Raw genomic sequence first — 22,173 nt, 5'->3', positions numbered from 1 at the left:
AGATTTACATGGTATGAACCAACCCTCCTCTCCTTTTAGTAAGCAACAACTTTTACCTCAAGAAGAAACTTTAGAGGTCCTAAAGCAAAAAGGTGAACTGTTTATTGGCCTTCCCAAAGAAAACCAATACCAAGAAAAACGAATCTGCCTTACCCCCGATGCGGTGAACGCGATTACCGCTCATGGACATCGTGTGCTTATTGAATCAGGAGCTGGTGAAGGGGCTAATTTTTCAGATGCTGATTATACCAATGCCGGTGGGGAAATTACCCGCGACACAAAAAAGGTGTTTTCTTGTCCACTGATTCTTAAAGTGGAACCTCCTACCCTTTCGGAAATTGACTTACTGAATCCCCAGACCACTGTGATTTCGGCACTGCAAATAAAAACACAGAGCAAAGAATACTTTGAGGCTATGGCCAAAAAACGGTTGACCGCCATTGCTTTTGAATACATTCGTGATGAAGATGGAAAATACCCAGCGGTAAGGTCATTAAGTGAAATAGCCGGGATTTCCTCCATCCTAGTTGCTTCCGAATTGATGGCCACAACCAATAAAGGAAACGGTTTGATGTTCGGAAACATTAGCGGAGTCCCTCCTGTTGAGGTTGTTATTATCGGTGCGGGGACGGTTGGTGAATTTGCTGCACGTTCCGCTTTGGGACTTGGTGCCAACATCAAAGTGTTTGACAATTCCATTACCAAGTTGCGGAACATACAGACCAATTTGAATCAAACGGTATACACATCGACCATTCAACCCAAAAATTTATTGAAGGCCTTAAAACGGTGCGATGTGGCCATTGGAGCGACCCGCGGAAAGGACCGCTCCCCCATTGTCGTGTCCAGTACTATGGTGGAAAATATGAAAAAAGGAGCCGTGATCATTGATGTAAGTATTGATATGGGCGGTTGTTTTGAAACCTCCGAAGTGACGAGCCATGACAAACCCACCATAGAAAAGTTTGAGGTGATACATTATGGGGTTCCCAATATTCCATCACGGTACCCGAGAACTTCATCCATTTCCATTAGCAACATTTTTACGCCCTATCTTTTAAAATTGGGCGAAGATGGCGGACTGGAAAATTCGTTGCGATTTGACAAAGGGCTACGCAATGGCCTATATATGTACCACGGCATTTTGACCAATAAATCAGTTGGGGATTGGTTCGGACTTACGTACAACGATATTAACTTTCTTATTTTTTAACAGCACATGGCATTTTTAAGACGCTTGGGATGGTATCTGGTTGGACTGTCCATTGGAATCATCTTTCTTATTTTCTTTCTGAAGAAAAAATCTGGGGAAAGTGGAATTGAGTTCTGTTATTTTCCCAATTGTCGGGTGTTAAAGGATATGCGTTCCAAGCCCATGGTCTTTTCAGAAGAGTTTAATCAAGCCAAAGATACTCTCCTTATCAAATCGTTTTTGACCGATGGCGATATTGACTTTGGAAAAAGCGACACCAAATCCGAGCCCTGCAAAACCTATTTTGTTAGTTATGAGCTTAAAACCTTAAAAGTTCAAAATTGCTCGGACGAAATTGTAATAGAATCCTTAGAGTAGAATCATAAATCCAATTTTCTTCGTTTCTTCTCTTTTTGTAATAACGAAAGTTCACGGGTGGTTTGTCCGGCAACGGAGGTATTTTCCTCGGCACGCCGAATCAGATAGGGCATTACATCCTTGACCGGGCCATAAGGCACATATTTGGCGGCATTAAATCCTTCGGCCGTTAAATTATAAGTGATGTGGTCGCTCATCCCGTACAATTGTCCAAACCAGATATGTTCCTCATTCGGCTTTAAACCCTTTTCCTCCATCTGCGTGATCAACTTTAAACAACTTTCTTCATTATGCGTGCCTGCGAAAATGGAAAGTACACCCAAATGTTGCATCATAAAGGTAATGGCAGCATCAAAGTTTTCGTCTGTCGCTTTTTTGGAGGGACAGATTGGGCTTTTATATCCCATTTCCTCAGCCCTTTCATTTTCTTTTTCCATATAGGCACCGCGTACCACTTTAAGCCCGATTTTAAATCCTTCGGATTCAGCAACACCATGTATCTCTTTCAGATAGTCCATCCTATCCCATCGGTACATTTGAAGGGTATTGTAAACTATGGTTTTTTTGGTGTTGTACTTGCGCATCATATCCATGGCAATGTCATCGGCTGCGGCTTGCATCCAGCTTTCTTCCGCATCAATAAGTAAGGCGACCTCCAGGTCATGTGCCTTTTTGCATACTTGGTCATAACGGTCCAATATGCGGTCCCAAGCTTTAGATTCTTCATCATTTAACGCTTTCCCAGCACTGACTTTTTCATAGAGTTCGAATCGCCCGAACCCGGTTGGCTTAAAAACGGCAAAGGGAATGGCATCTTTTTCCTTCACAAAATTCAATACTTCAAGGGTTTTGGATAGGGCAAAATCGAATTGGTCTTCGATCTCCTTTCCTTCTACCGAATAATCCAAAATGGAACAAACCCCTTTTCCATACATTTTGTCAATGATGGGTAGGCAGTCTTCCTCGTTTACCCCTCCGCAAAAATGGTCAAACACGGTTGCCCTTACCAAACCTTCAATGGGTAGATGTGCTTTGAGGGCAAAATTGGTGACAGCGGTACCAATCTTGACCAAGGGTTCGTTGGCTATCAATCTAAAAAGAAAGTAAGCGCGTTCTAGCTCGGAGTCGGTTTTTAATTGAAAAGCCGTTGCGGTATTCTCAAAATTCGGTTGCATTATTAGGAATCTTTTAAAGATTCAAATATAAGTCGGTCTTTGGGAAGATTATCTATTAAAATAGTCTTTATTTTGCACTGCAAACCAAATTATGGAATCCATCAAATCCCTCGCTTACGAAGTACATATGGAGGAGCTTGCCGAGGCCTCGCTCAGGCAGCATATCGCCAAAAGTGGTTACTCCTCAGTTTTTGTTTTGGTTGATGAGAATACCAAGGTACATTGCCTACCCAAGTTTATACACAAATTGGGCATGGCTCCTAACGCAATCTATGAAATTAAGGCAGGGGAAGTACACAAACATATTGGAACTTGTTCGCTAGTTTGGGAATGGTTGTCAGACGAAGGGGCCGATAGAAAAAGTCTGTTGATCAATCTTGGAGGAGGGGTTCTTACCGACCTTGGCGGTTTTGTGGCGTCCACTTTTAAAAGGGGAATTGATTTTATCAACGTGCCCACTACCCTTTTGGCCATGGTTGATGCATCCATCGGGGGGAAAACAGGTGTGGATCTGGGGGCGCTCAAAAATCAGATTGGTGTGATCAATCAACCACAGATGGTATTGGTGTTTCCTGAGTTTTTGGAAACCCTGGAACCCAGACAGGTAAAAAGTGGTTTTGCTGAAATGTTAAAGCACGGATTAATTGTTGATGAGGAATACTGGAAAACTTTACGTGCTACGGAAAACTTTGCCAACGGAAAATGCATTCAACAGTCCATTGCCATAAAAAATGAGGTGGTGAGCCAGGATCCTACCGAAAAAGGGCTCCGAAAAATCTTGAATTTTGGACATACGCTGGGTCATGCCATAGAATCCTATTTTTTGGAAAGTAATGATAAACCAACCTTGCTTCACGGGGAAGCAATTGCTGTTGGGATGATTCTTGAAGGGTATCTTTCGCATGAGCTTAAAGGTTTGTCCAAATTATCTCTGCAAGAAATCAAAGACACCTTTTTAAACCACTTTGACCGTGTAGAGTTTGATGGGAAGGACATACAGGCCATACTCCAACTTTTGATCTACGACAAAAAGAATTCACATGGAGAGGTGAACTTTGTACTGCTTCAGGCAATCGGATCTTCGGTTACTGATGTCAAAGTTCCGGAAAATCTTTTTGCAAAAGCTTTCGCTTACTACAAAGAACGATAGGTACGTATACTAAAACTGTATTGTTTACAACTCTTTGCAAGCTTCGATTTCAAAAATTTATAGCTTAGGATAAGAAATCAAAAACCTAATCTACCATGAAACGAATCTTGATCGATTACAAAAAACTGGACCACGCTGTGGCAGCGGTACTTATTGATTCTTATCCATATGGTTATGGTGATGAAGATATTATCACCCTTAAAAAACCCAATGGGGAAATCATTGAAGCCGTTGAGGTTAAAACAGCAGATGCCATTTATTTGGTGAAGATAAGTAAGAGTCTTTCCAATTTTATTTCCAATTTCGAGGAAAACATTGAAAAGGAATTGGACAAGAGTTCAGAAACAGAGGCTGTTTCGGGGACAGAGGAAAGTCCTTTGCCAAACCAGGAAAAAGAATCAGAAAACGATGCTGAAAATAATAGCTTATTGTAAATAGTTACGCCTAATCCAGATATCGTTCGTGTACAATTTTCAGGTGATGCGCCTGATGTCCGCAAATAATAAAGCCCATGGCCCTTGTGCTCATTTCCGAACCACTGGCCATACCCACCCTTTTTAAAGCTTCCTCATCAAAAGAACGAAATAGGGTAATGGTTGACTCACGTACCGTCTTATACTCTTCAAGTATATCTTGCTTACTTTTTGAATCCACATTTGATTGCGGAACATAGATATCCTGATCAAATCCTGCTAAAGCGGTTTTGTCATTTCGCGCAAAGCGCAAAGCTCTATATTGAAAAACCCTTTCGGCATCAATTACGTGAACCAAAAGTTCCGCCAAAGTCCATTTTCCATCGGCATAGGCATAACCCAATTTGTTTTCTGGAAGGTTTTCAAGGAAAGAAATCAGTCTGTCCCTCCCCTGTTCCAATTCAATTAACAAAGGATTTTCTCCAACCGATAGCACATAGTTATGGTAAAAGGGGTTGTATTCCGAAGGCGATAATTCAGATGCAAGCATTGTTTATGTAAAAAAGTAAATTAAAGTTCGTTGAAAATGGTATGCATCAAACGTTTTTTGTCGTTGATGCTTTCCTCAAGAGAAATCATGGTTTCTGTTCGGCTGATTCCATCAATATCATCAATCTTAAAAATAATGTTCTTGGCGTGGGTTGTATCCTTTGCCCTGATCTTACAGAAAATATTGAATTTACCGGTGGTGATATGCGCAACCGTTACATAAGGGATTTGACTCAAGCGTTCCAATACAAATTTGGTTTGATGGGTTTTTTCAAGAAAAATGCCAACATAGGCTATAAACGAGTATCCAAGTTTTACATAATCCAAAGTCAATGAAGATCCCTTGATAATTCCAGATTCTTCCATTTTCTTGACTCTTACATGGACCGTTCCAGCAGAAATCAGCAATTTTTTGGCAATATCCGTAAAAGGTGTACGGGTATTATCAATCAACATGTCTAAAATCTGGTGGTCAATCTCGTCTAGTTTTACCTTGCTCATAGTGTGATTATTTTCAGCAAAATTAGTTAATTAAGAAATTATATTTAAAAAAAATGAGGTTTTTTTAAACAAAATGTAACATTTGCCCAAAATTGCGATACTATTTTCTTATATCCAAGATTAAATCAAGGACTTCCTTTTTATTCTTTAAAAGATTTAGGTCTTTTTCATTTGCACAATCTAGTTTCTGGTGACCAAAATAACCTTCCAAATCACCAGAATTGGCAAGTTCAGGAATAAAGATGATGGTTTCATTTTCCACTACTTCTTTATAACGAACACCAATGCTTGTTCCACTTATTAGTCCTGGATTGATTTTCTGGGCGTTCTGAATCAAGATATCATAAAACAGCTTTTGATTTTCTGGTATATCAAAATAGTCCTCTGTTTTATTCGCCTCAACAGTATCTTTTGAAATTGTTTTGATGCCCTCTATCAAAGCCTGAAAGATATATTCCCTGGTCCGTTCCCGTTCATAATCTTCTGGATAGTGTCCCGCTTCAAAAAGAATAGTGGGCACGCCTGACATTTGGAAGGAGTCGCCGACGCAATTGTCGTTGAACCCATCGTCATACCGTCCAACCTGTCCGGGGATTAGTGCCTGTAACCTTCTATTCATAGCTACAATCAATTTCATTGCCGTCTCACGTGTAGGCGTCAGCTTTCGACTTTCATCACTTGAGGGTGACAAAAATGAAATTGTTGCCGGTTTTGAAAGCTTCCCTGCACTAAAAAGGGTTCGCTGATCATGAAGATTGAAGCAAAAATCTGGTTTAAATTCGTTGAAGAGCTTACGCAGTATTTTACTTTCAGGTTGTGTTCGTTCCTTGGCATCCCTGTTCAGATCAACGGCATTTGCATTTACCCGGGTGTAATTCTCTGCTCCATCTGGATTTAAAATAGGAACAATCAATAGGCTACAATTTTTTAAAACAGCATTGGCAGTTTCAACTCCAGAATGAAAAAAATTGACCAAGTCCAAAACAGCTTTTGTTGTGGTTGATTCGTTTCCATGCATTTGGGACCACATTAAAATCTTAGTGGAGCCTTCTCCGATTGAGATGGACTTTATGAGTTTTTTATTAACGGATTCACCCACCACATTTATAGCTGACTGTTCCAACTTGGGAAGCCATTTATACTCCAACATTTTGGATGTAACATATCTCCCGTGAACTGATACTTCTTTAAAATTCTTGTGATTGATCATTACACAACATATATCAAAGTTTACAAAAGTAAACCAATAAAAAGTTACAAATGTGAATGACTTAAACCTTGAATGTTCCATTTGTAATCCTTTCCAGTTCAAAAGTCGATACAATTGTAAACAAAAATGAAATTATCAAATAACAATAATGTATTATGTTATAAATCAATGGTTTAAAATTATTTATATGATGTTATGATTGATGTTTTGTGTAAAGAAACATCCAACTATGATTTGTCCTTGGATAATTAGTTTCCTAATTTTGACCTATAAATAATACAATTGTGAATGAAGCTATCATAGAAAGGATTCGAACCATAATTAACCATTATGGACTTACGGTTTCCACTTTTGCTGACAAAATCGGAGTGCAGCGATCTAGCATTTCACATTTACTAAATGGCAGAAACAGACCTAGTCTTGATTTTGTATTAAAAGTTGTTCAAACTTATCCAGAAGTAAATCTATATTGGCTCTTAAATGGCAAAGGTGAATTTCCGTCGAAAGACCATTTGGAACACCCCTCTCCCATTCCTGCCCCTGATATTTCAAAAACTGAAGAAAGAACAGTACAGATTTCAGCGACGGAACAAAACCAAAAAGAACCCGTCAAAATTGTCATTTTCTATGCTGATGGTTCTTTTGAATCTTTTAACGCAAAAAATTGATTCGGTAGCCACTTCAATTCCATTCTTTGGGTTTACTTTGCACCTATGTCAAGATTATCACTTCTTTTCGCAGGATTAATTTTAATAATCTCCTGTCAGGCTCCACCCCAACGTAATTGTGGCAATTTCAAGACAGGCAAGTTCTCGTTCACTACCACCATTGATGGCAAGGAAATGACCACCACTTTTATCAGGAGTTCGGATAGGGAGGTTGATTTTTTTGACGGGAAGCAAGACACCTCCTCCGTTAGATGGATCAATGATTGTGAGTATGTTTTGAAAAACCTAAACCCAAAGAACAAGGCGGAAGAAAAGTCAATACATATAAAAATATTGACAACTTCAGATTCTTCTTATACATTTGAATACAACGCCATTGGCGATAAACGAAAATTTAAAGGAACTGCTTTTAAAACACACTAACCATGTTTGAGATTTTTACTAGCCCAGATGCCTGGATGGCATTGCTGACCCTGACCTTTTTAGAGATTATATTGGGAATTGATAATATTATTTTCATCTCAATTGCCGCAGGTAAGCTGGAAAAGAAGGATAGAAGAAAAGCCACCAATATAGGATTGGTATTGGCAATGGGTATGCGAATTCTTTTGCTTTTTGGGATAACCTGGCTCACCAAAATGAAAAAACCCTTTTTGGTTCTGGATGAAGGATGGATAACCGGAGGTATCAGCTGGCAAGCGGTTATTTTGTTTTTGGGTGGACTTTTCCTTTTGTATAAAAGCACCAAGGAAATTCATGAAAAAATTGAAGATAGAGGACATGATGAACGTGAAGTTACCAAATCAAGGTCATCGTCCTTGACCAATGCCATTATTCAAATTACGGTGATCAATATTGTTTTTTCATTTGACTCCATCCTGACTGCTATTGGGATGACCAATGGCATTTCTCCAAACCCAACTGATGCTTTGGTTTTGATGGTTACTGCCGTAGTGGTATCCGTGGTTATTATGATGTTGTTTGCGAATCCAGTAGGTGAGTTTGTTAACAGGCATCCTTCTGTTCAGGTTTTGGGCCTGTCCTTTTTAATTCTGATTGGATTTATGCTTATTGCCGAAGCAGCACATTTATCCCATTTAATCGTATTTGAGAACGAAGTAGGAGCTATACCGAAAGGATATCTCTATTTTGCCATTGCATTCTCACTAATGGTAGAGTTTTTTGATCTTCGAATGAAAAAGAACAAAGGCAAGGACAGTGAAGTTTTGGAAGAATAATTAATTGGGTCTTTGATAGACTAATTCTGGATGCGCAACTTTATGTTCTTCATGAAGCTTTTGTTGCTGTTTTACTGTTAGCGTGCTTCCATCGTGGCTCCATCCCGGAGGTCCAAAAATATACATGAATTTATGGTATAGATTTTTGGATTTCTTTGTATCGTTCCAAATATCCTTGAACTCATGGGTTAAGATCACCACAGGATTGTATGAATTTGGAGAATGAATAACTCCATATTTAACATCAATATCATCATCCAATTCCTTCCATGTACCAAACAATTTGTCAAAAATATTCAAGAAACCACCATGGTTTTTATCCAAATACTCCACATTCTGGGCATGGTGTACCTGGTGCATGGTGTGGGTGTTAAAGATTTTTTCAATAAAACCCATTTTAGGTACATAGACTGAATGTAATTGAAACTGCCACAACGCCTCAATTCCCAAACACACTACTACCATTTCGGGCGGAAAGCCGATGGCCGGCATCCACATATAAAAAAGGGGTTTATATAGAATGGTGAACCATCCATTTCGCACCGCGGTACCAAGGTTGAAGTTGTCAGATGAATGGTGAACAATATGTGCTGCCCAGAGAATCCGAATTTCATGATTGGCCCTGTGGAACCAATAATAGGTAAAATCATCTGCCAACTGACATATAAGCCACATATACCATGCATATCCAAAGGATTCATACCCCAACAGATTGGTTCTTATACCGTCTACCTCTGGATTCCAAATTTCATAAACCGATTCAAACAGTACAATGGCAAAAATAACCTTGAACAGTGGGCCTAGAAGCGCAGAACCTATACCCATAAATCCACTGGCAGCTAAATCTTTCCAATTATAAAGGTGTTCATCGCCATGGGTCTTACTATAGGTAAGTTCAAATAAAATAAAGGCAATAAAAACGGGAACGCCGTAAACCAGCGGGTTGGTAAAATCCATAAATGTGTCTAAGCGTTAGTTTAGTGTGTATAGCTTATCTGGCAAAATAGCGGAATAAAACGTTAAAACAAAGTGGTTTGCTCTGAACTTTCGTCATTTCCGTCCCTGTCATTAGTTTCAGAGGAGCTCACTTGTTCCTCATCCACAACCTCAATTTCTTGTGGTTCAGGTTCTTTGGGTTCTTCAAAGGGAAGCGGCTCCAAAGCGTTGATGCTTTTTACTTTTTCCGTGGTCAGCTGGTTCCCTATAGCCTTTATTCCTTTGACCGAGATAAAGTCTTCCACTTCTACCTGTTGATTTGGCTTGGCTTCTTTACCCCGGGGTTTGGAAAATTCTATCTCAATTAGTGGTCTCCAATCAGTAGAAACCAATTCCAAATGGGATTTTGGATGGTCCGAAATAACAATATCTTCTTTGTTCGGACTATCTATAAGAAATCGTTTTACGTAATAGCGCTCTTTCTCACCTTCGTAATGCACCACTGAAACAGGCTTCTTAGGGTTCCATTTTTCCAATACAATCATATCGTCATTAAACCGTGTCACTAAATCCGGTGGAATAGTTTTTACTTTTCCTTTTTGATCTACCACCAATAAAAGGTCATCTCCCTTGAAATCTCCCAAAAGCTCTCCCCTACCATCAACATTTAGCCTGCTGACCACATCGTCAAACCAAATTTTTCTGGGTTTTAATGTAGATACTCCTTTTTCCTTGAGTTCAATGCGCTTGACAGCATATTTGGTGACCAGATTTCCTTTGGAAGCCCTACCTTTTATAATCAAATCAGCAAAATCAAGATCCCATTTCAACTTTTTAATGCTTCCCGACTGGCGCAACAAAACAGTGATCACTTCCGCTTCCCCATTTGGGTTTGCAGAAAAATAAAGTACTTCAGCTGAAGGTTTACCCCCGGCCAACTGATACATTTTATCTCGGGTCACCCCAGTAACATTGAATCTTTTGATATAGCTTGGGCCACCTCGTCCATCTTTGTAAATCATATTATAGGTGGTCCTGCTGTCTTTCTTTTTAAATACACCGACATGCATAATGTTTTTACCCACAAAAGTTTTAGAGTCAACCTTGGTGACCATCATCTCCCCTTTTTTGGTAAAGACAATGATGTCGTCTATATCACTACAATCTGTAACGTATTCATCTTTTCTGAGTGAAGTGCCTATGAATCCTTCCTCTCTATTTACATATAGTTTGGTATTTCGAATCACCACCTTTGTCGCCTCTATATCGTCAAAAATCTTTATTTCTGATTTTCGTTCGCGACCCTTGCCGTATTTCTTTTTCAGTTCTTTGAAATAATCGATGGCATAATCCACCAAATGCGCCAAATGATGTTTGGTCTGTGCTATTTTCTCCTCTAAACTATCAATAAGTTGTTGGGCCTTCTCTAAATCGAACTTGGAAATACGCTTGATTCGAATTTCTGTCAATCGAACAATATCTTCCTCTGTTACTGCTCTTTTAAGGTTTTTGGTGTGAGGTTTCAAGCCCTTGTCAATCGCTGCAATAACGCCTTCCCAAGTTTCCTCTTCCTCAATATCCCTATAAATTCTATTTTCAATAAAAATCCGTTCCAAGGAAGAAAAGTGCCATTGTTCTTCGAGTTCACCAAGTTGAATTTCGAGCTCTGCTTTCAACAACTCTACCGTATAATCAGTTGAGCGCTCCAGCATTTCATGGACCCCTATGAACAATGGTTTGTTGTCTTCAATAATACACCCCAAGGGCGAAATGGAAGATTCACAGGAAGTAAATGCATAAAGCGCATCTATGGTTTTATCTGGAGATATACCACTTGGAAGGTGTACCAAAATCTCAACTTCTGCAGCAGTATTATCTTCTATCCTCTTAATCTTGATCTTACCCTTGTCATTGGCTTTTAATATGGAATCAATTAAGGATGAAGTGTTGGTTCCATAAGGTATTTCCTTGATGACCAAGGTGTTTTTATCGAATGTGGATATCTTGGCTCTAACCCGAATTTTTCCTCCGCGTAAACCTTCATTGTAATTGGTAACGTCAATAATTCCGGCTGTGGGGAAATCAGGAAATAGCTTGAAACGTTGTCCTCGCAAGTGTTTCATAGAGGCATCTATCAACTCGTTAAAGTTGTGTGGTAAAATCTTGGTGGACAATCCCACAGCAATACCTTCGGCGCCTTGGGCAAGCAATAATGGAAATTTTACAGGAAGATTGACCGGTTCTTTTTTTCGACCGTCATAAGAAAGCTGCCATTCTGTAATCTTGGGGCTATAAACCACGTCGAGCGCAAACTTGGAAAGTCTGGCTTCAATATATCGTGATGCCGCAGCACTATCTCCGGTAAGTATGTTTCCCCAGTTACCTTGGGTGTCAATGAGTAAATCTTTCTGTCCAATTTGAACCATGGCATCAGCAATACTTGCATCGCCATGCGGGTGGTATTGCATGGTATGGCCCACTACATTGGCCACTTTGTTGTAACGCCCGTCATCCAACTCCTTCAACGCATGCATAATACGGCGTTGCACGGGTTTAAAACCATCTTCGATGGCTGGAACTGCACGCTCTAGTATAACATAGGAAGCATAGTCCAAAAACCAATCCTTGTACATCCCCGTAACCCGGGTAAGTGTATCTTGGGAATTTTCCTGGCTTTCTAGACCTTCATCATTCAATTCTTCGTTCTCTTCCATTTAGAAGGAATACATTTTATTCGTTTATAGTTAGTTTTCCTCTATTAAATCAAGTTCTACTTTAAGATTTTTTATAATAAATTCTTGACGGTCAGGGGTATTTTTACCCATGTAAAATTTCAACAGATTATCAATACTCATGGCTTTATCCAACATCACCGGTTCCAAACGGATATCATCACCTATAAAATGTTGGAACTCATCCGGAGAAATCTCACCTAATCCTTTGAATCTTGTTATTTCTGGTTTTCCTGTGAGTTTTTGAATTGCATTTCTTCTCTCCTCTTCACTATAGCAATAAATGGTCTCCTTTTTATTTCGAACCCTAAAAAGAGGTGTTTGAAGAATATACAGATGGTTTTCTTTTATCAACTCAGGAAAAAATTGCAAGAAGAATGTAATTAATAGGAGTCTTATGTGCATTCCATCCACATCTGCATCCGTAGCAATTACAATATTATTGTACCGAAGGTCTTCCATTGACTCCTCGATATTAAGTGCTGCCTGTAGAAGATTGAATTCTTCATTTTCATATACAATCTTTTTGGACATTCCATAGGAATTCAAAGGCTTGCCCCGCAAACTAAAGACTGCTTGGGTATTTACATCCCTTGATTTGGTGATTGATCCTGAAGCGGAATCTCCCTCCGTGATAAACAATGTAGATTCCAGCCTTCTGTCCTTCTTCATATCCTGAAGGTGCACACGGCAATCACGTAATTTTTTATTGTGCAAGCTTGCTTTTTTGGCACGATCGCGAGCAAGCTTTCGAATACCTGACAGTTCTTTACGTTCTTTTTCCGCTTGCACGATTTTGCGCTGAATTGCTTCAGCGGTAGTTTGATTTTTATGCAAGAAATTATCAAGATATTTTCCAACAAAGTCGTTGATGTATGTGCGTACGGTAGGTAACTTTCCACCCATATCTGTTGAACCAAGTTTGGTCTTGGTCTGACTTTCAAACACTGGCTCCATTACTTTTATAGAAATGGCAGAAATTATCGACTTCCTAATATCTGAAGCATCATAGTTTTTCCCATAAAAATCTCGGACGGTTTTTACAATAGCCTCTCTAAAGGCGGCTTGGTGTGTTCCTCCCTGAGTGGTGTGCTGTCCGTTTACAAATGAGTGGTACTCTTCGCTATACTGTGTTCTGCTATGTGTAATGGCTACCTCAATGTCATCCCCTTTTAAGTGAATTATTGGATATAGAAAATCTTCTTGGTTATTGTTATCCTCCAATAAATCCCTTAAACCATTCTCTGAAAAGAATTTTTCACCATTAAAAACAATGGTCAATCCTGGATTCAGGTACACATAATTCTTGAGCATGCGTTCTACATACTCATTTCTGTACTTGAATTTTTTGAAGATAGTTTCGTCCGGTGTAAAACTAACTTTGGTGCCCCGTCTTCTGGAAGTTTCCTCCAAAAGCTCTTCATTGACCAAGTTTCCTGCCTGAAATTCGGCTGATTTTGATTTGCCGTCGCGGTTCGATTCCACCTTAAAATAATTGGATAAGGCATTCACAGCCTTGGTCCCCACCCCATTCAATCCAACCGACTTCTTAAAAGCTCGGGTATCATATTTTCCACCGGTATTCATTTTTGACACCACATCTACTACTTTACCCAGTGGAATCCCCCGACCATAATCCCTGACGTTGACAATATTTTCTTTGATATTGATTTCGATGGTCTTACCGGCTCCCATTACGAACTCGTCGATACAATTATCAATAACCTCCTTAAGGAGAATATAGATACCATCATCGGCTGAAGAGCCGTCGCCAAGCTTACCTATATACATTCCAGGACGCATGCGGATATGCTCCTTCCAATCCAACGAACGAATGTTGTCTTCTGTATACTTGGTTTCTGCCATTAGTAAGGGTTAATCCTCGCTAATATAAAATTTAGAGCTAAAAATAAAAGTGTGGACAATGGAAAGTAATCAACAAATACTGTTGATATACCTATATTCTGCTAAACATTGAACCTAAAATGCATCACATCGCCATCTCTCACGATATATTCCTTTCCTTCCACTCGCATGCGACCAGCTTCTTTTACTTTGGTCTCACTACCGTAGTTGACATAGTCCTCATAAGAAATAACCTCTGCGCGAATAAAGCCTTTTTCAAAGTCGGTATGGATAACACCTGCTGCCTGCGGAGCGGTAGCGCCAACAGGAATTGTCCAGGCTCTAACTTCTTTTACACCCGCGGTAAAATAGGTTTCCAAGTCCAATAATGTATATGCGCCACGAATAAGCTTTGCCGAGCCAGGTTCGGTCAATCCCAAATCTTCCAAGAAAAGTTGGCGTTCTTCATAAGTTTCCAGCTCCGTGATATCAGCTTCAGTACCAACAGCTAAGAAAATGACTTCTGCATTTTCATTGGCCACAGCTGCTTTCACCTTTTCCACATAGTCGTTGCCTTCCACGGCGGCTCCTTCATCTACATTACACACGTACATCACCGGTTTATCCGTAATCAACTGCAAGGGTTTCACGTATTCCAGTCGGTTGTCATCATCAATTTCAATTGCACGAACAGAAGTGCCCGCTTCTAACCCTTCTTTCAACATATTCAGGACAGCTTCTTCTTTTTGCGCTTCTTTGTTCCCGGTTTTGGCAGCACGTTTTACCTTGTCCAATTTTTTATCTACGCTTTCCAAATCCTTTAACTGCAGTTCCATATCAATGGTCTCCTTATCCCTCATCGGGTCCACTGATCCATCCACGTGCACTATATTATCATTGTCAAAACATCGCAGTACATGAAGAATAGCATCGGTTTCTCTAATATTTCCCAGAAACTGATTGCCTAAACCTTCTCCTTTACTTGCTCCTTTGACCAAACCAGCAATATCGACAATCTCAACCGTGGCCGGAATAACCTTTTCGGGATTCACCAACTCCTCCAATTTTTCCAATCTCGGATCGGGTACATTGACCACTCCAATGTTAGGCTCAATGGTACAGAACGGGAAATTTGCGCTTTGCGCCTTTGCATTGGATAAACAATTAAAAAGTGTTGATTTTCCAACATTGGGCAATCCTACGATACCAGCTTTCATTAAAAAGATATTAGATGTTAGATTTCAGTAGTCAGAATTCGAAGATTTCTGTTTACTGAGCATTGACAATTGTTCATTGATTTTTCCGGCTGCAAATATAAGCTGAAGTTTTATATGGGAAACTATGTTTTATGAAGCTAAAATCCTTTTATCAACATATAAACGGCAAGTATAATGACCACCATGATGCCAAAAATTGCCGCCACAGAAAGAATACAGCCCGCATTTTTCCAAAATCCACTATACTCTTTTTCCTTTTCTTCCATTGATTGGTTTACAATGATCAGGCAAAAGTAACAAGAAATACCAGGATATAATCTTTCTCAAATGGACAATTAACAAACAATCCTTACTTTCAATTTTTAAATTTGGGCTATGGGTAAAATCACAATTCAGGGAATCGTTTATGATGAAAAATCCTCTTTTCTCAGAGGTCCGAGCTTAGCTCCTCCTCTAATCCGAACAGCGTATCACAGTAACTCCGCCAACTATTGTGCCGAGGATGGTACGCTTATAACCCCAGAGTTATTCGAGGACACCGGCGACCACACTATAAAAAATTATTTTGATATCTCTGAGACAACATCAAAACAGCTAGAAATTGGAAATCCTGTTATCACTCTTGGTGGTGACCATTCCATAACTTTTCCAATAATCCAAGCATTTTATGCTATACATGGAAAGCTGGATATTTTACATATTGATGCGCATGGGGATTTATATGAAAAATTTGAAGGCGACCCTTATTCCCATGCCTGCCCTTTTTATAACATCATGAAAAATGGACTTGCTGAAAATTTGTTTCAAGTTGGCATCCGCACCTTGAACGATACCCAAAGAGTAAATGCCAAAAGGTTTGGTGTGAAGATCTGTGAGATGAAGGACTTTCAATCTTTCAGAATGCCAAAATTCGAAAATCCGCTGTACCTTTCTTTGGATATGGATGCTCTGGACCCTGCATTTGCTCCGGGAGTTTCACATCACGAACCCGGAGGTTTAAGCACAAGACAAGTACTGGATATTATTCAAGAAATTAAAGTTCCAATTGTGGGTGCCGATATTGTTGAGTACAATCCAACTAGGGACATCAATGATATGACCGCTATGGTGTGTGCAAAATTATTTAAGGAAATAGCTGTTAAAATGCTCTAACTTACCCATCAGGGTGCATAAATTTCTGTTTTCCAAGAAGAATCTCCTCAGATTCCACCCTGTCTTCATCGGGAACACAGCAATCTACAGGGCATACTGCCGCACACTGCGGTTCTTCATGAAAGCCCATGCATTCTGTACACTTATCGGGTGCTATATAATAAATCTCATCACTAACGGGTTCCTGTACTTCATCTGCATTGACAGCTTTGCCATCAGGTAAAACAACATCTCCCTCTAGAGAGGTGCCATCACTATATCTCCATTCATCAGCACCTTCGTATATCGCAGTGTTAGGGCACTCTGGCTCACAAGCTCCACAGTTGATGCATTCGTCTGTTATGATAATTGCCATAATTTTCCTTTTCCTTTATACTGAAATCAGTTCAGCATGCTTACTTTTGGGGGACAAAAATAAACCCTACCAAATTAGTGTACAAATATAATGACGGCAGATAACCAAAGATTGAAAGCTTTTGTTAAACTTGGAAATTATCTCAAGGATTTTTGTGAAAATCACAATTCCGATTCCCAAACGGAGTTTTTGTCACTAAATGAGGCATTAACCAGAGCCAGACAACAGAATTCATGGTTCACTCAAGAAAATCTCATTCATGCACTGAACCATTGGTCTTCTCTTTTGACAAAGAGCAGTTTAACACAATGGACATCTAGGTATACTTTAAAACAATTAACGGAGCCTAAGACCATTGCTGTGGTAATGGCAGGAAATATTCCACTGGTTGGTTTTCATGATTTTATTTGCATTTTGCTTTCAGGCCACAAGGTCCTTGCTAAAACGTCTTCAAATGATAAAATTTTGCTTCCATTTTTATCTGATTTTTTAATTCAACAAGAACCAGAATTAAAGGATGCTATTAAATTTACCGATGGGAAGTTTGAACAGTTTGACGCCGTAATCGCCACTGGAAGCAATAATACCAGCCGTTATTTTGAATACTACTTTGGTAAAAAGCCAAATATTATTCGAAAAAACAGGAATGCTGTGGCCGTGCTCACCGGAAATGAGTCAGAAGAACAGCTAAAAGCTTTGGGAGAGGATATTTTTAGGTACTGGGGATTGGGGTGTAGAAATGTCTCCAAAATTTTTGTGCCTAAAAATTATGATTTCGACCAGCTCTTCAATGCCTTGTTCAACTTTAAGGACATCATCAATCATACCAAATACGCCAACAATTATGATTATAACAAGGCTGTTTATTTGATGAGCGAGTTCAAAATTCTGGATAATGGCTTTCTGATTTTAAAGGAAGATGAAAGTTTTTCCTCTCCCATTGCCTCTCTGTTTCATGAATTTTATGATTCAGAGGAAGTTTTAAAACAAGAATTGGTTAAGAGTGAAGAAGATATTCAATGTATCGTTTCCCATGGAATGTTCGACCATGAAATTGCCTTTGGGGAAACCCAAAAACCTAAATTGGATGACTACGCAGATGGTGTTGACACCATGAAATTCCTGTTGGAACTTTAGCCAAAATGATTGTTTTCATATCCAAGATTTTTTAAGACCTTTATCGCTTAATTAAAAACAAGCTTGTTGGATTTCCCTCAACAATCCTGCAATAATGACCCTTTTAAACGAACACATGAAAAAACATAATTTTAGTGCCGGCCCCTGTATTTTGCCACAAGAAGTAATGCGAAAAGCGGCTGAAGCGGTTGTTGAACTGGATGGTATAGGACTCTCATTAATAGAGATTTCGCATCGGAGCAAAGAATTTGTTGCCATTATGGAGAAAGCGCGTTCCTTGGCTTTGGAACTTTTGGGTCTTGAAGGCAAAGGATACCAAGCATTGTTTCTTCAAGGAGGTGCCAGTACACAATTTTTAATGGCGGCTTACAATCTTCTTGAGAAAAAAGCAGGTTATGTAAATACAGGAACCTGGAGCCTTAAGGCCATAAAAGAGGCGAGATTATTTGGGGATATTCAAGAGGTAGCCTCTTCTCAAGATCAAAATTTTAACTATATACCCAAAGGCTATACTATCCCAAAAGATTTAGATTACCTACACCTTACATCCAACAACACCATTTTTGGCACACAGATAAAGGAATTCCCCAAAACCAATGTTCCCTTGGTCTGTGATATGAGCTCCGATATTTTTTCACGTCAAATGGATTTTTCAAAATTCGATTTGATATACGCTGGAGCTCAAAAAAATATGGGTCCAGCGGGAACAACATTGGTTATAGTTAAGGAGGATATTTTAGGAAAAGTATCTAGAAAAATTCCTTCCATGTTAGACTATGCTGTTCATGCTGGTAAAGACAGTATGTTCAATACTCCACCTGTATTTGCGGTCTATGTGTCCATGCTTACCATGCAGTGGTTGAAGGATTTGGGAGGAATTGAGGCAATCGAAGAAATTAATGAGCGAAAGGCTAATCTTATATATTCCGAAATCGAACTGAATCCGGTTTTCTCTGGATTTGCAGCGAAAGAAGACCGTTCTAACATGAACGCCACCTTTAATATTACGGATGAAACACTGAAGGAAATTTTCGATGAAAAATGTAAAGAAGCTGGAATCAATGGAATCAATGGTCACCGTTCAGTTGGAGGGTATAGAGCTTCCATGTACAATGCACTTCCTTTGGAAAGTGTTGGTGTACTGGTTGATATTATGAGTGAATTGGAAAAGAAAGGATAACAAACCATGAAAATATTAGCCAACGACGGTATCGCCCAATCCGGAATAGACAAACTTCAATCCAAAGGTTTTGAAGTGATAACAACAAAAGTAGCTCAAGAACAACTCGAAAATTTTATCAATACTAATAATGTTAGTGCCTTGCTAGTGCGAAGTGCCACTGAAGCAAGAAAATCATTGATCGATGCTTGTCCAAGCCTAAAACTGATTGGTCGTGGTGGCGTTGGTATGGACAATATCGACGTGACCTACGCAAAATCAAAAGGTGTACATGTCATCAATACTCCAGCTGCTTCATCAGAATCTGTAGCCGAATTGGTTTTTGCCCATTTGTTTGGTGGAGTTCGATTTTTGTACGATTCAAACCGAAATATGCCCTTGGAAGGCGATAGCAAGTTCAAACAACTCAAAAAGAGCTATGCCGGAGGTTCCGAGTTAAGAGGAAAGACCCTTGGAGTTGTCGGTTTTGGACGTATAGGTCAAGCCGTCGCCAAAATGGCGCTTGGATTGGGTATGAAAGTGATTTTCCACGATCCAATTGTTGAAAATGTCGGCCTGGAAGTTTCTTTTTATGATGGCCAATCTGTAAAATTTGAATTGGACAACCATGACTTTGATTCTGTCTTAAAAAATTCAGACTTCGTAAGTGTCCATGTACCCGCACAAAAAAATTATGTATTGAGCAAAAGGGAATTTGATCTGATGAAAACAGGTGTTGGAGTAGTCAATGCCTCACGTGGTGGGGTTCTTGACGAAGTTGCCCTAGTAGATGCCCTGGAAAACGAAAAGGTAGCATTTGCCGGTTTGGACGTTTTTGAATCAGAGCCAAACCCTGAAATTCGTATTTTGATGCATCCAAAAATTTCATTGACTCCACATATTGGTGCCGCTACAAAAGAGGCCCAAAATCGCATAGGTTTGGAGTTGGCAGATCAAATCATCAAATTGTTAAAGTAAATTCTAAGCTTTTTCTTTTTTGTACATTGTCATTCTAAACTAAACACTATAAAATGTCAGGATTATTAGATTTATTGAACAGCCCAATGGGCAAACAATTAATAAGTGGAGTAGCTGGTCAAACTGGGCAACCTGAAAATAAAACAGCCGATGTTTTAAGCATGGCCATGCCCCTGTTGATGGGCGCCATGAAAAGAAATGCTTCCACGTCCAATGGAGCTGAAGGATTAATGAATGCACTTTCATCCAAACATGATGGCAGTATTTTGGACAATTTAGGAGGTCTTTTCGGAGGTGGTGTGGACAAAGGCGTAATGGATGATGGAGCTGGAATATTAGGACACGTATTTGGTGCAAAACAACCACAGGTGGAGAATGCACTAAGCAGCAAATCTGGGATTGATGCTGGTGCCATCTCCCAAATTTTGAAAATCGCAGCCCCTATCCTACTCGGATATTTGGGAAAACAAACAAGACAACAAAAAGTAAACAGTCCAGATGCCCTCAGTGGCCTTTTAGGTGGATTAATGGGTGGTGGCAGTTCCGCTAGAAAGCAACAATCACTAATTGAAACCTTCTTAGACTCTGATGGCGATGGAAGTGTGGTTGATGATTTGGCTGGAATGGTACTCAATAGTAGTGGACGCAAAAAAAGCGGTCTTGGTGGACTCTTGGGTGGACTCTTTGGGAAATAAATAAGAGCTTAACGTTATTTAACAAGGCCATTTGTTAGTCCAAATGGCTTTTTTTGTATCTTAATGTTATGAAAAAGAGAGATTTATACAAGGGGTTTACGGCTATTTTGATAGTGGGCATGTTGCTGTCCTGCACCTCACAAAAACAAGCAATAGACATTTCAACAGATGAACAGGCTGTTTTCAATTCAAATAGCGAAGAAAAAGTAGAGATTAAAGATGAAAAGACCGAATATGAAATAATAATCATCGAACCCGGTTTTTTTACATGGCTGCAGAGCATTGCTCGACCAGAAGGGTATTATTCCCAAAGTTTTCTGGAAAATAGAAACAGGTTACTGGTAATAAGCTGGAACCAAAGGGTGTTGCAGCCCCAGCGGTTTAACCCAAGTCTGTATGAGCTTCAAATTGATTATGACCCCAACATAGACTACGGGTATGAGGTCAATTACAAGCTGTATAATTATTTTATCTACTTCCAACGAAAGTACAATCAAAGGTTAGGACCTTTTCTTCCTAGAATTTAATGTGCTATTTTAGCCGTCGAATTTTATTGGATGGAAAAAATAAAGAGACGTTGGGATATTACTAAAAACTGGCAGTATTTCTTTCCCATTTTTGGCGCCGTACTGGTTTTATTGACTGCCTATATCATAGCGAGACGTCTTTTACATCTTTTTAATCTTAACAACACCGCTCTTGAATGGGTTTTTACCTTGGGAGTCGGGGCCGTGTTCTATTTTGCAATGATTCGTTTTTTTCTTTGGTGCTTTAAAAAATTAAAAAATAAGTGGCCTGTTGAACAGCGCTGGGAAATGATAGCCATTTTTATCGTGTTTGCCATTACGGGAAGTGTCTCGGGTAAGCTAGCCGGACCATTTACCGATTTTCTGGGAATTCAGAAGGGGAATGTTAGCGGGTGGATTTTTTGGACATTTAGAATTTTGCTCATTTTCCCTATTTACCAGGTGCTTTTGGTATGCTTTGGCTGGTTATTTGGTCAGTTTCAATTTTTCTGGAATTTTGAGAAGAAAATGTTGAAACGCATGGGGCTTGGCTTTCTCTTTCCTTAGTTTATGTTTTTTTTAACACAATTAAAGAAGAGGTCTCGATTACCTTTGCAACCTATGATTTCGTTTCTTCCAAAACGGTTTGCTTCGTTTGTATCCCTTCTACTTGTTATTGGGCTGCTAACACCTTCAGCAATAAAACTGGCCCATGCCCTACATGGACATTCAAAGGAGGAACGTTGTGTTTCCCAAGGAACCAATCATATCCATCATATAGATTTTGATTGTGATTTTCAGGATTTCAATACCGTATCAAAAGTAGTTTTTACCTCTGTTGATTTTTCTTCCTTAGATACCATCACTTTTGATTCACCAAGTACATTTTATTCATTTCTTCTTAACCAAAACAAGAAAGAGCAGTTAAAGCTCAGGGGACCTCCCAATGTTTCATAGATCACAAGTAAGAATTCAATAACTTATTAT

25 protein-coding genes are annotated in these 22,173 nt (G+C 39.4%); 15 read left to right on the top strand and 10 right to left on the bottom strand.

Annotated features, from left to right (window positions below):
• Positions 1–13: 13 nt before the first annotated feature.
• On the top strand, positions 14–1,213 hold the full coding sequence (locus ACULLG_RS11230) for an alanine dehydrogenase (RefSeq protein WP_452126883.1): 1,200 nt from the start codon (positions 14–16) through the stop codon (positions 1,211–1,213).
• 6 nt (positions 1,214–1,219) lie between these two features.
• Positions 1,220–1,570: a DUF4258 domain-containing protein gene (locus tag ACULLG_RS11225; protein WP_452126882.1), complete on the top strand. Its 351-nt coding sequence runs from the start codon at positions 1,220–1,222 to the stop codon at positions 1,568–1,570.
• A gap of 2 nt (positions 1,571–1,572) precedes the next feature.
• Here ACULLG_RS11225 and ACULLG_RS11220 read toward each other — a convergent pair whose 3' ends face one another.
• Positions 1,573–2,745: a proline dehydrogenase family protein gene (locus ACULLG_RS11220; RefSeq protein WP_452126881.1), complete on the bottom strand. Its 1,173-nt coding sequence runs from the start codon at positions 2,743–2,745 to the stop codon at positions 1,573–1,575.
• Positions 2,746–2,836: 91 nt separating this feature from the next.
• Here ACULLG_RS11220 and aroB point away from each other — a divergent pair, with 91 nt between their 5' ends.
• On the top strand, positions 2,837–3,895 hold the full coding sequence (gene aroB, locus ACULLG_RS11215) for a 3-dehydroquinate synthase (RefSeq protein WP_452126880.1): 1,059 nt from the start codon (positions 2,837–2,839) through the stop codon (positions 3,893–3,895).
• Positions 3,896–3,990: 95 nt separating this feature from the next.
• Positions 3,991–4,329, top strand: a complete 339-nt coding sequence (locus tag ACULLG_RS11210; RefSeq protein ID WP_452126879.1) for a hypothetical protein — start codon at positions 3,991–3,993, stop codon at positions 4,327–4,329.
• Between the two features lie 10 nt (positions 4,330–4,339).
• Here the strand turns inward: ACULLG_RS11210 and ACULLG_RS11205 are convergent, their stop codons facing one another.
• The 3 genes from ACULLG_RS11205 to ACULLG_RS11195 form a co-directional block, all read right to left on the bottom strand.
• On the bottom strand, positions 4,340–4,858 hold the full coding sequence (locus ACULLG_RS11205) for a DinB family protein (RefSeq protein ID WP_452126878.1): 519 nt from the start codon (positions 4,856–4,858) through the stop codon (positions 4,340–4,342).
• Positions 4,859–4,878: 20 nt separating this feature from the next.
• Complete coding sequence (locus tag ACULLG_RS11200; RefSeq protein ID WP_166522416.1) at positions 4,879–5,358, bottom strand: Lrp/AsnC family transcriptional regulator; 480 nt, start codon at positions 5,356–5,358, stop codon at positions 4,879–4,881.
• Between the two features lie 100 nt (positions 5,359–5,458).
• A complete protein-coding gene (locus ACULLG_RS11195; protein ID WP_452126877.1) occupies positions 5,459–6,568 on the bottom strand; it encodes a M14 family metallopeptidase in 1,110 nt (369 codons plus the stop codon).
• Positions 6,569–6,852: 284 nt separating this feature from the next.
• Here ACULLG_RS11195 and ACULLG_RS11190 point away from each other — a divergent pair, with 284 nt between their 5' ends.
• The 3 genes from ACULLG_RS11190 to ACULLG_RS11180 are packed head-to-tail and all read left to right on the top strand — an operon-like array spanning position 6,853 to position 8,474.
• Positions 6,853–7,236 carry a helix-turn-helix transcriptional regulator gene (locus tag ACULLG_RS11190; RefSeq protein ID WP_452126876.1) on the top strand — a complete coding sequence of 128 codons (384 nt, stop codon included), beginning with the start codon at positions 6,853–6,855 and terminating at the stop codon, positions 7,234–7,236.
• 45 nt (positions 7,237–7,281) lie between these two features.
• Positions 7,282–7,659: a DNA topoisomerase IV gene (locus ACULLG_RS11185; protein ID WP_452126875.1), complete on the top strand. Its 378-nt coding sequence runs from the start codon at positions 7,282–7,284 to the stop codon at positions 7,657–7,659.
• A 2-nt stretch (positions 7,660–7,661) separates the two neighbouring features.
• A complete protein-coding gene (locus ACULLG_RS11180; protein ID WP_452126874.1) occupies positions 7,662–8,474 on the top strand; it encodes a TerC family protein in 813 nt (270 codons plus the stop codon).
• Here the strand turns inward: ACULLG_RS11180 and ACULLG_RS11175 are convergent, their stop codons facing one another.
• From ACULLG_RS11175 to ACULLG_RS11155, 5 genes are all read right to left on the bottom strand, one after another.
• Positions 8,475–9,431, bottom strand: coding sequence for a sterol desaturase family protein (locus tag ACULLG_RS11175; protein WP_452126873.1), 957 nt, complete (start codon positions 9,429–9,431; stop codon positions 8,475–8,477).
• A gap of 62 nt (positions 9,432–9,493) precedes the next feature.
• Entirely contained in the window at positions 9,494–12,124 is a 2,631-nt protein-coding gene (locus ACULLG_RS11170; RefSeq protein WP_452126872.1) for a DNA gyrase/topoisomerase IV subunit A, read from the bottom strand.
• Positions 12,125–12,154: 30 nt separating this feature from the next.
• On the bottom strand, positions 12,155–14,008 hold the full coding sequence (locus ACULLG_RS11165) for a DNA topoisomerase IV subunit B (protein ID WP_452126871.1): 1,854 nt from the start codon (positions 14,006–14,008) through the stop codon (positions 12,155–12,157).
• 101 nt (positions 14,009–14,109) lie between these two features.
• Entirely contained in the window at positions 14,110–15,204 is a 1,095-nt protein-coding gene (gene ychF, locus ACULLG_RS11160; RefSeq protein WP_452126870.1) for a redox-regulated ATPase YchF, read from the bottom strand.
• A gap of 137 nt (positions 15,205–15,341) precedes the next feature.
• Positions 15,342–15,470 (bottom strand): hypothetical protein, encoded by a 129-nt coding sequence (locus tag ACULLG_RS11155; protein WP_452126869.1) that lies wholly within the window; start codon positions 15,468–15,470, stop codon positions 15,342–15,344.
• Positions 15,471–15,579: 109 nt separating this feature from the next.
• Between ACULLG_RS11155 and ACULLG_RS11150 the strand changes: the two genes are divergently transcribed.
• Entirely contained in the window at positions 15,580–16,356 is a 777-nt protein-coding gene (locus ACULLG_RS11150; RefSeq protein ID WP_452126868.1) for an agmatinase family protein, read from the top strand.
• A gap of 1 nt (position 16,357) precedes the next feature.
• Here the strand turns inward: ACULLG_RS11150 and ACULLG_RS11145 are convergent, their stop codons facing one another.
• Positions 16,358–16,711, bottom strand: a complete 354-nt coding sequence (locus tag ACULLG_RS11145; RefSeq protein WP_452126867.1) for a 4Fe-4S dicluster domain-containing protein — start codon at positions 16,709–16,711, stop codon at positions 16,358–16,360.
• A 90-nt stretch (positions 16,712–16,801) separates the two neighbouring features.
• Between ACULLG_RS11145 and ACULLG_RS11140 the strand changes: the two genes are divergently transcribed.
• From ACULLG_RS11140 to ACULLG_RS11110, 7 genes are all read left to right on the top strand, one after another.
• Positions 16,802–17,848 (top strand): acyl-CoA reductase, encoded by a 1,047-nt coding sequence (locus ACULLG_RS11140; RefSeq protein WP_452126866.1) that lies wholly within the window; start codon positions 16,802–16,804, stop codon positions 17,846–17,848.
• 115 nt (positions 17,849–17,963) lie between these two features.
• Entirely contained in the window at positions 17,964–19,028 is a 1,065-nt protein-coding gene (serC, locus tag ACULLG_RS11135) for a 3-phosphoserine/phosphohydroxythreonine transaminase (RefSeq protein ID WP_452126865.1), read from the top strand.
• A gap of 6 nt (positions 19,029–19,034) precedes the next feature.
• On the top strand, positions 19,035–19,985 hold the full coding sequence (locus tag ACULLG_RS11130) for a D-2-hydroxyacid dehydrogenase (RefSeq protein ID WP_452126864.1): 951 nt from the start codon (positions 19,035–19,037) through the stop codon (positions 19,983–19,985).
• 53 nt (positions 19,986–20,038) lie between these two features.
• Positions 20,039–20,680 carry a DUF937 domain-containing protein gene (locus tag ACULLG_RS11125; protein ID WP_452126863.1) on the top strand — a complete coding sequence of 214 codons (642 nt, stop codon included), beginning with the start codon at positions 20,039–20,041 and terminating at the stop codon, positions 20,678–20,680.
• Positions 20,681–20,748: 68 nt separating this feature from the next.
• Positions 20,749–21,207, top strand: a complete 459-nt coding sequence (locus ACULLG_RS11120; RefSeq protein WP_452126862.1) for a DUF6146 family protein — start codon at positions 20,749–20,751, stop codon at positions 21,205–21,207.
• Between the two features lie 30 nt (positions 21,208–21,237).
• On the top strand, positions 21,238–21,753 hold the full coding sequence (locus tag ACULLG_RS11115) for a DUF6787 family protein (RefSeq protein ID WP_452126861.1): 516 nt from the start codon (positions 21,238–21,240) through the stop codon (positions 21,751–21,753).
• Between the two features lie 54 nt (positions 21,754–21,807).
• Entirely contained in the window at positions 21,808–22,143 is a 336-nt protein-coding gene (locus tag ACULLG_RS11110; protein ID WP_452126860.1) for a hypothetical protein, read from the top strand.
• The last annotated feature ends 30 nt before the right edge of the window (positions 22,144–22,173 follow it).

The organism is Flagellimonas sp. 2504JD1-5, assembly GCF_053618295.1.
The sequence above is the reverse complement of the archived record's forward strand: the minus strand, read 5'-3'. Positions and strand labels throughout refer to the sequence as shown.

What these genes read in the sequence shown, in the direction of transcription:
- ACULLG_RS11170 (WP_452126872.1), bottom strand. Translation starts at nt 12,124, where the DNA reads ATGGAAGAGAACGAAGAATTGAATGATGAAGGTCTAGAAAGCCAGGAA.
- ACULLG_RS11165 (WP_452126871.1), bottom strand. Translation starts at nt 14,008, where the DNA reads ATGGCAGAAACCAAGTATACAGAAGACAACATTCGTTCGTTGGATTGG.
- ACULLG_RS11115 (WP_452126861.1), top strand. Translation starts at nt 21,238, where the DNA reads ATGGAAAAAATAAAGAGACGTTGGGATATTACTAAAAACTGGCAGTAT.
- ACULLG_RS11230 (WP_452126883.1), top strand. Translation starts at nt 14, where the DNA reads ATGAACCAACCCTCCTCTCCTTTTAGTAAGCAACAACTTTTACCTCAA.
- ACULLG_RS11110 (WP_452126860.1), top strand. Translation starts at nt 21,808, where the DNA reads ATGATTTCGTTTCTTCCAAAACGGTTTGCTTCGTTTGTATCCCTTCTA.
- serC (WP_452126865.1), top strand. Translation starts at nt 17,964, where the DNA reads ATGAAAAAACATAATTTTAGTGCCGGCCCCTGTATTTTGCCACAAGAA.
- ACULLG_RS11200 (WP_166522416.1), bottom strand. Translation starts at nt 5,358, where the DNA reads ATGAGCAAGGTAAAACTAGACGAGATTGACCACCAGATTTTAGACATG.
- ACULLG_RS11140 (WP_452126866.1), top strand. Translation starts at nt 16,802, where the DNA reads ATGACGGCAGATAACCAAAGATTGAAAGCTTTTGTTAAACTTGGAAAT.
- ACULLG_RS11195 (WP_452126877.1), bottom strand. Translation starts at nt 6,568, where the DNA reads ATGATCAATCACAAGAATTTTAAAGAAGTATCAGTTCACGGGAGATAT.
- ACULLG_RS11210 (WP_452126879.1), top strand. Translation starts at nt 3,991, where the DNA reads ATGAAACGAATCTTGATCGATTACAAAAAACTGGACCACGCTGTGGCA.
- ACULLG_RS11145 (WP_452126867.1), bottom strand. Translation starts at nt 16,711, where the DNA reads ATGGCAATTATCATAACAGACGAATGCATCAACTGTGGAGCTTGTGAG.
- ACULLG_RS11150 (WP_452126868.1), top strand. Translation starts at nt 15,580, where the DNA reads ATGGGTAAAATCACAATTCAGGGAATCGTTTATGATGAAAAATCCTCT.
- aroB (WP_452126880.1), top strand. Translation starts at nt 2,837, where the DNA reads ATGGAATCCATCAAATCCCTCGCTTACGAAGTACATATGGAGGAGCTT.
- ACULLG_RS11155 (WP_452126869.1), bottom strand. Translation starts at nt 15,470, where the DNA reads ATGGAAGAAAAGGAAAAAGAGTATAGTGGATTTTGGAAAAATGCGGGC.
- ACULLG_RS11130 (WP_452126864.1), top strand. Translation starts at nt 19,035, where the DNA reads ATGAAAATATTAGCCAACGACGGTATCGCCCAATCCGGAATAGACAAA.
- ACULLG_RS11175 (WP_452126873.1), bottom strand. Translation starts at nt 9,431, where the DNA reads ATGGATTTTACCAACCCGCTGGTTTACGGCGTTCCCGTTTTTATTGCC.
- ACULLG_RS11220 (WP_452126881.1), bottom strand. Translation starts at nt 2,745, where the DNA reads ATGCAACCGAATTTTGAGAATACCGCAACGGCTTTTCAATTAAAAACC.
- ACULLG_RS11120 (WP_452126862.1), top strand. Translation starts at nt 20,749, where the DNA reads ATGAAAAAGAGAGATTTATACAAGGGGTTTACGGCTATTTTGATAGTG.
- ACULLG_RS11185 (WP_452126875.1), top strand. Translation starts at nt 7,282, where the DNA reads ATGTCAAGATTATCACTTCTTTTCGCAGGATTAATTTTAATAATCTCC.
- ACULLG_RS11125 (WP_452126863.1), top strand. Translation starts at nt 20,039, where the DNA reads ATGTCAGGATTATTAGATTTATTGAACAGCCCAATGGGCAAACAATTA.
- ACULLG_RS11225 (WP_452126882.1), top strand. Translation starts at nt 1,220, where the DNA reads ATGGCATTTTTAAGACGCTTGGGATGGTATCTGGTTGGACTGTCCATT.
- ACULLG_RS11180 (WP_452126874.1), top strand. Translation starts at nt 7,662, where the DNA reads ATGTTTGAGATTTTTACTAGCCCAGATGCCTGGATGGCATTGCTGACC.
- ACULLG_RS11205 (WP_452126878.1), bottom strand. Translation starts at nt 4,858, where the DNA reads ATGCTTGCATCTGAATTATCGCCTTCGGAATACAACCCCTTTTACCAT.
- ychF (WP_452126870.1), bottom strand. Translation starts at nt 15,204, where the DNA reads ATGAAAGCTGGTATCGTAGGATTGCCCAATGTTGGAAAATCAACACTT.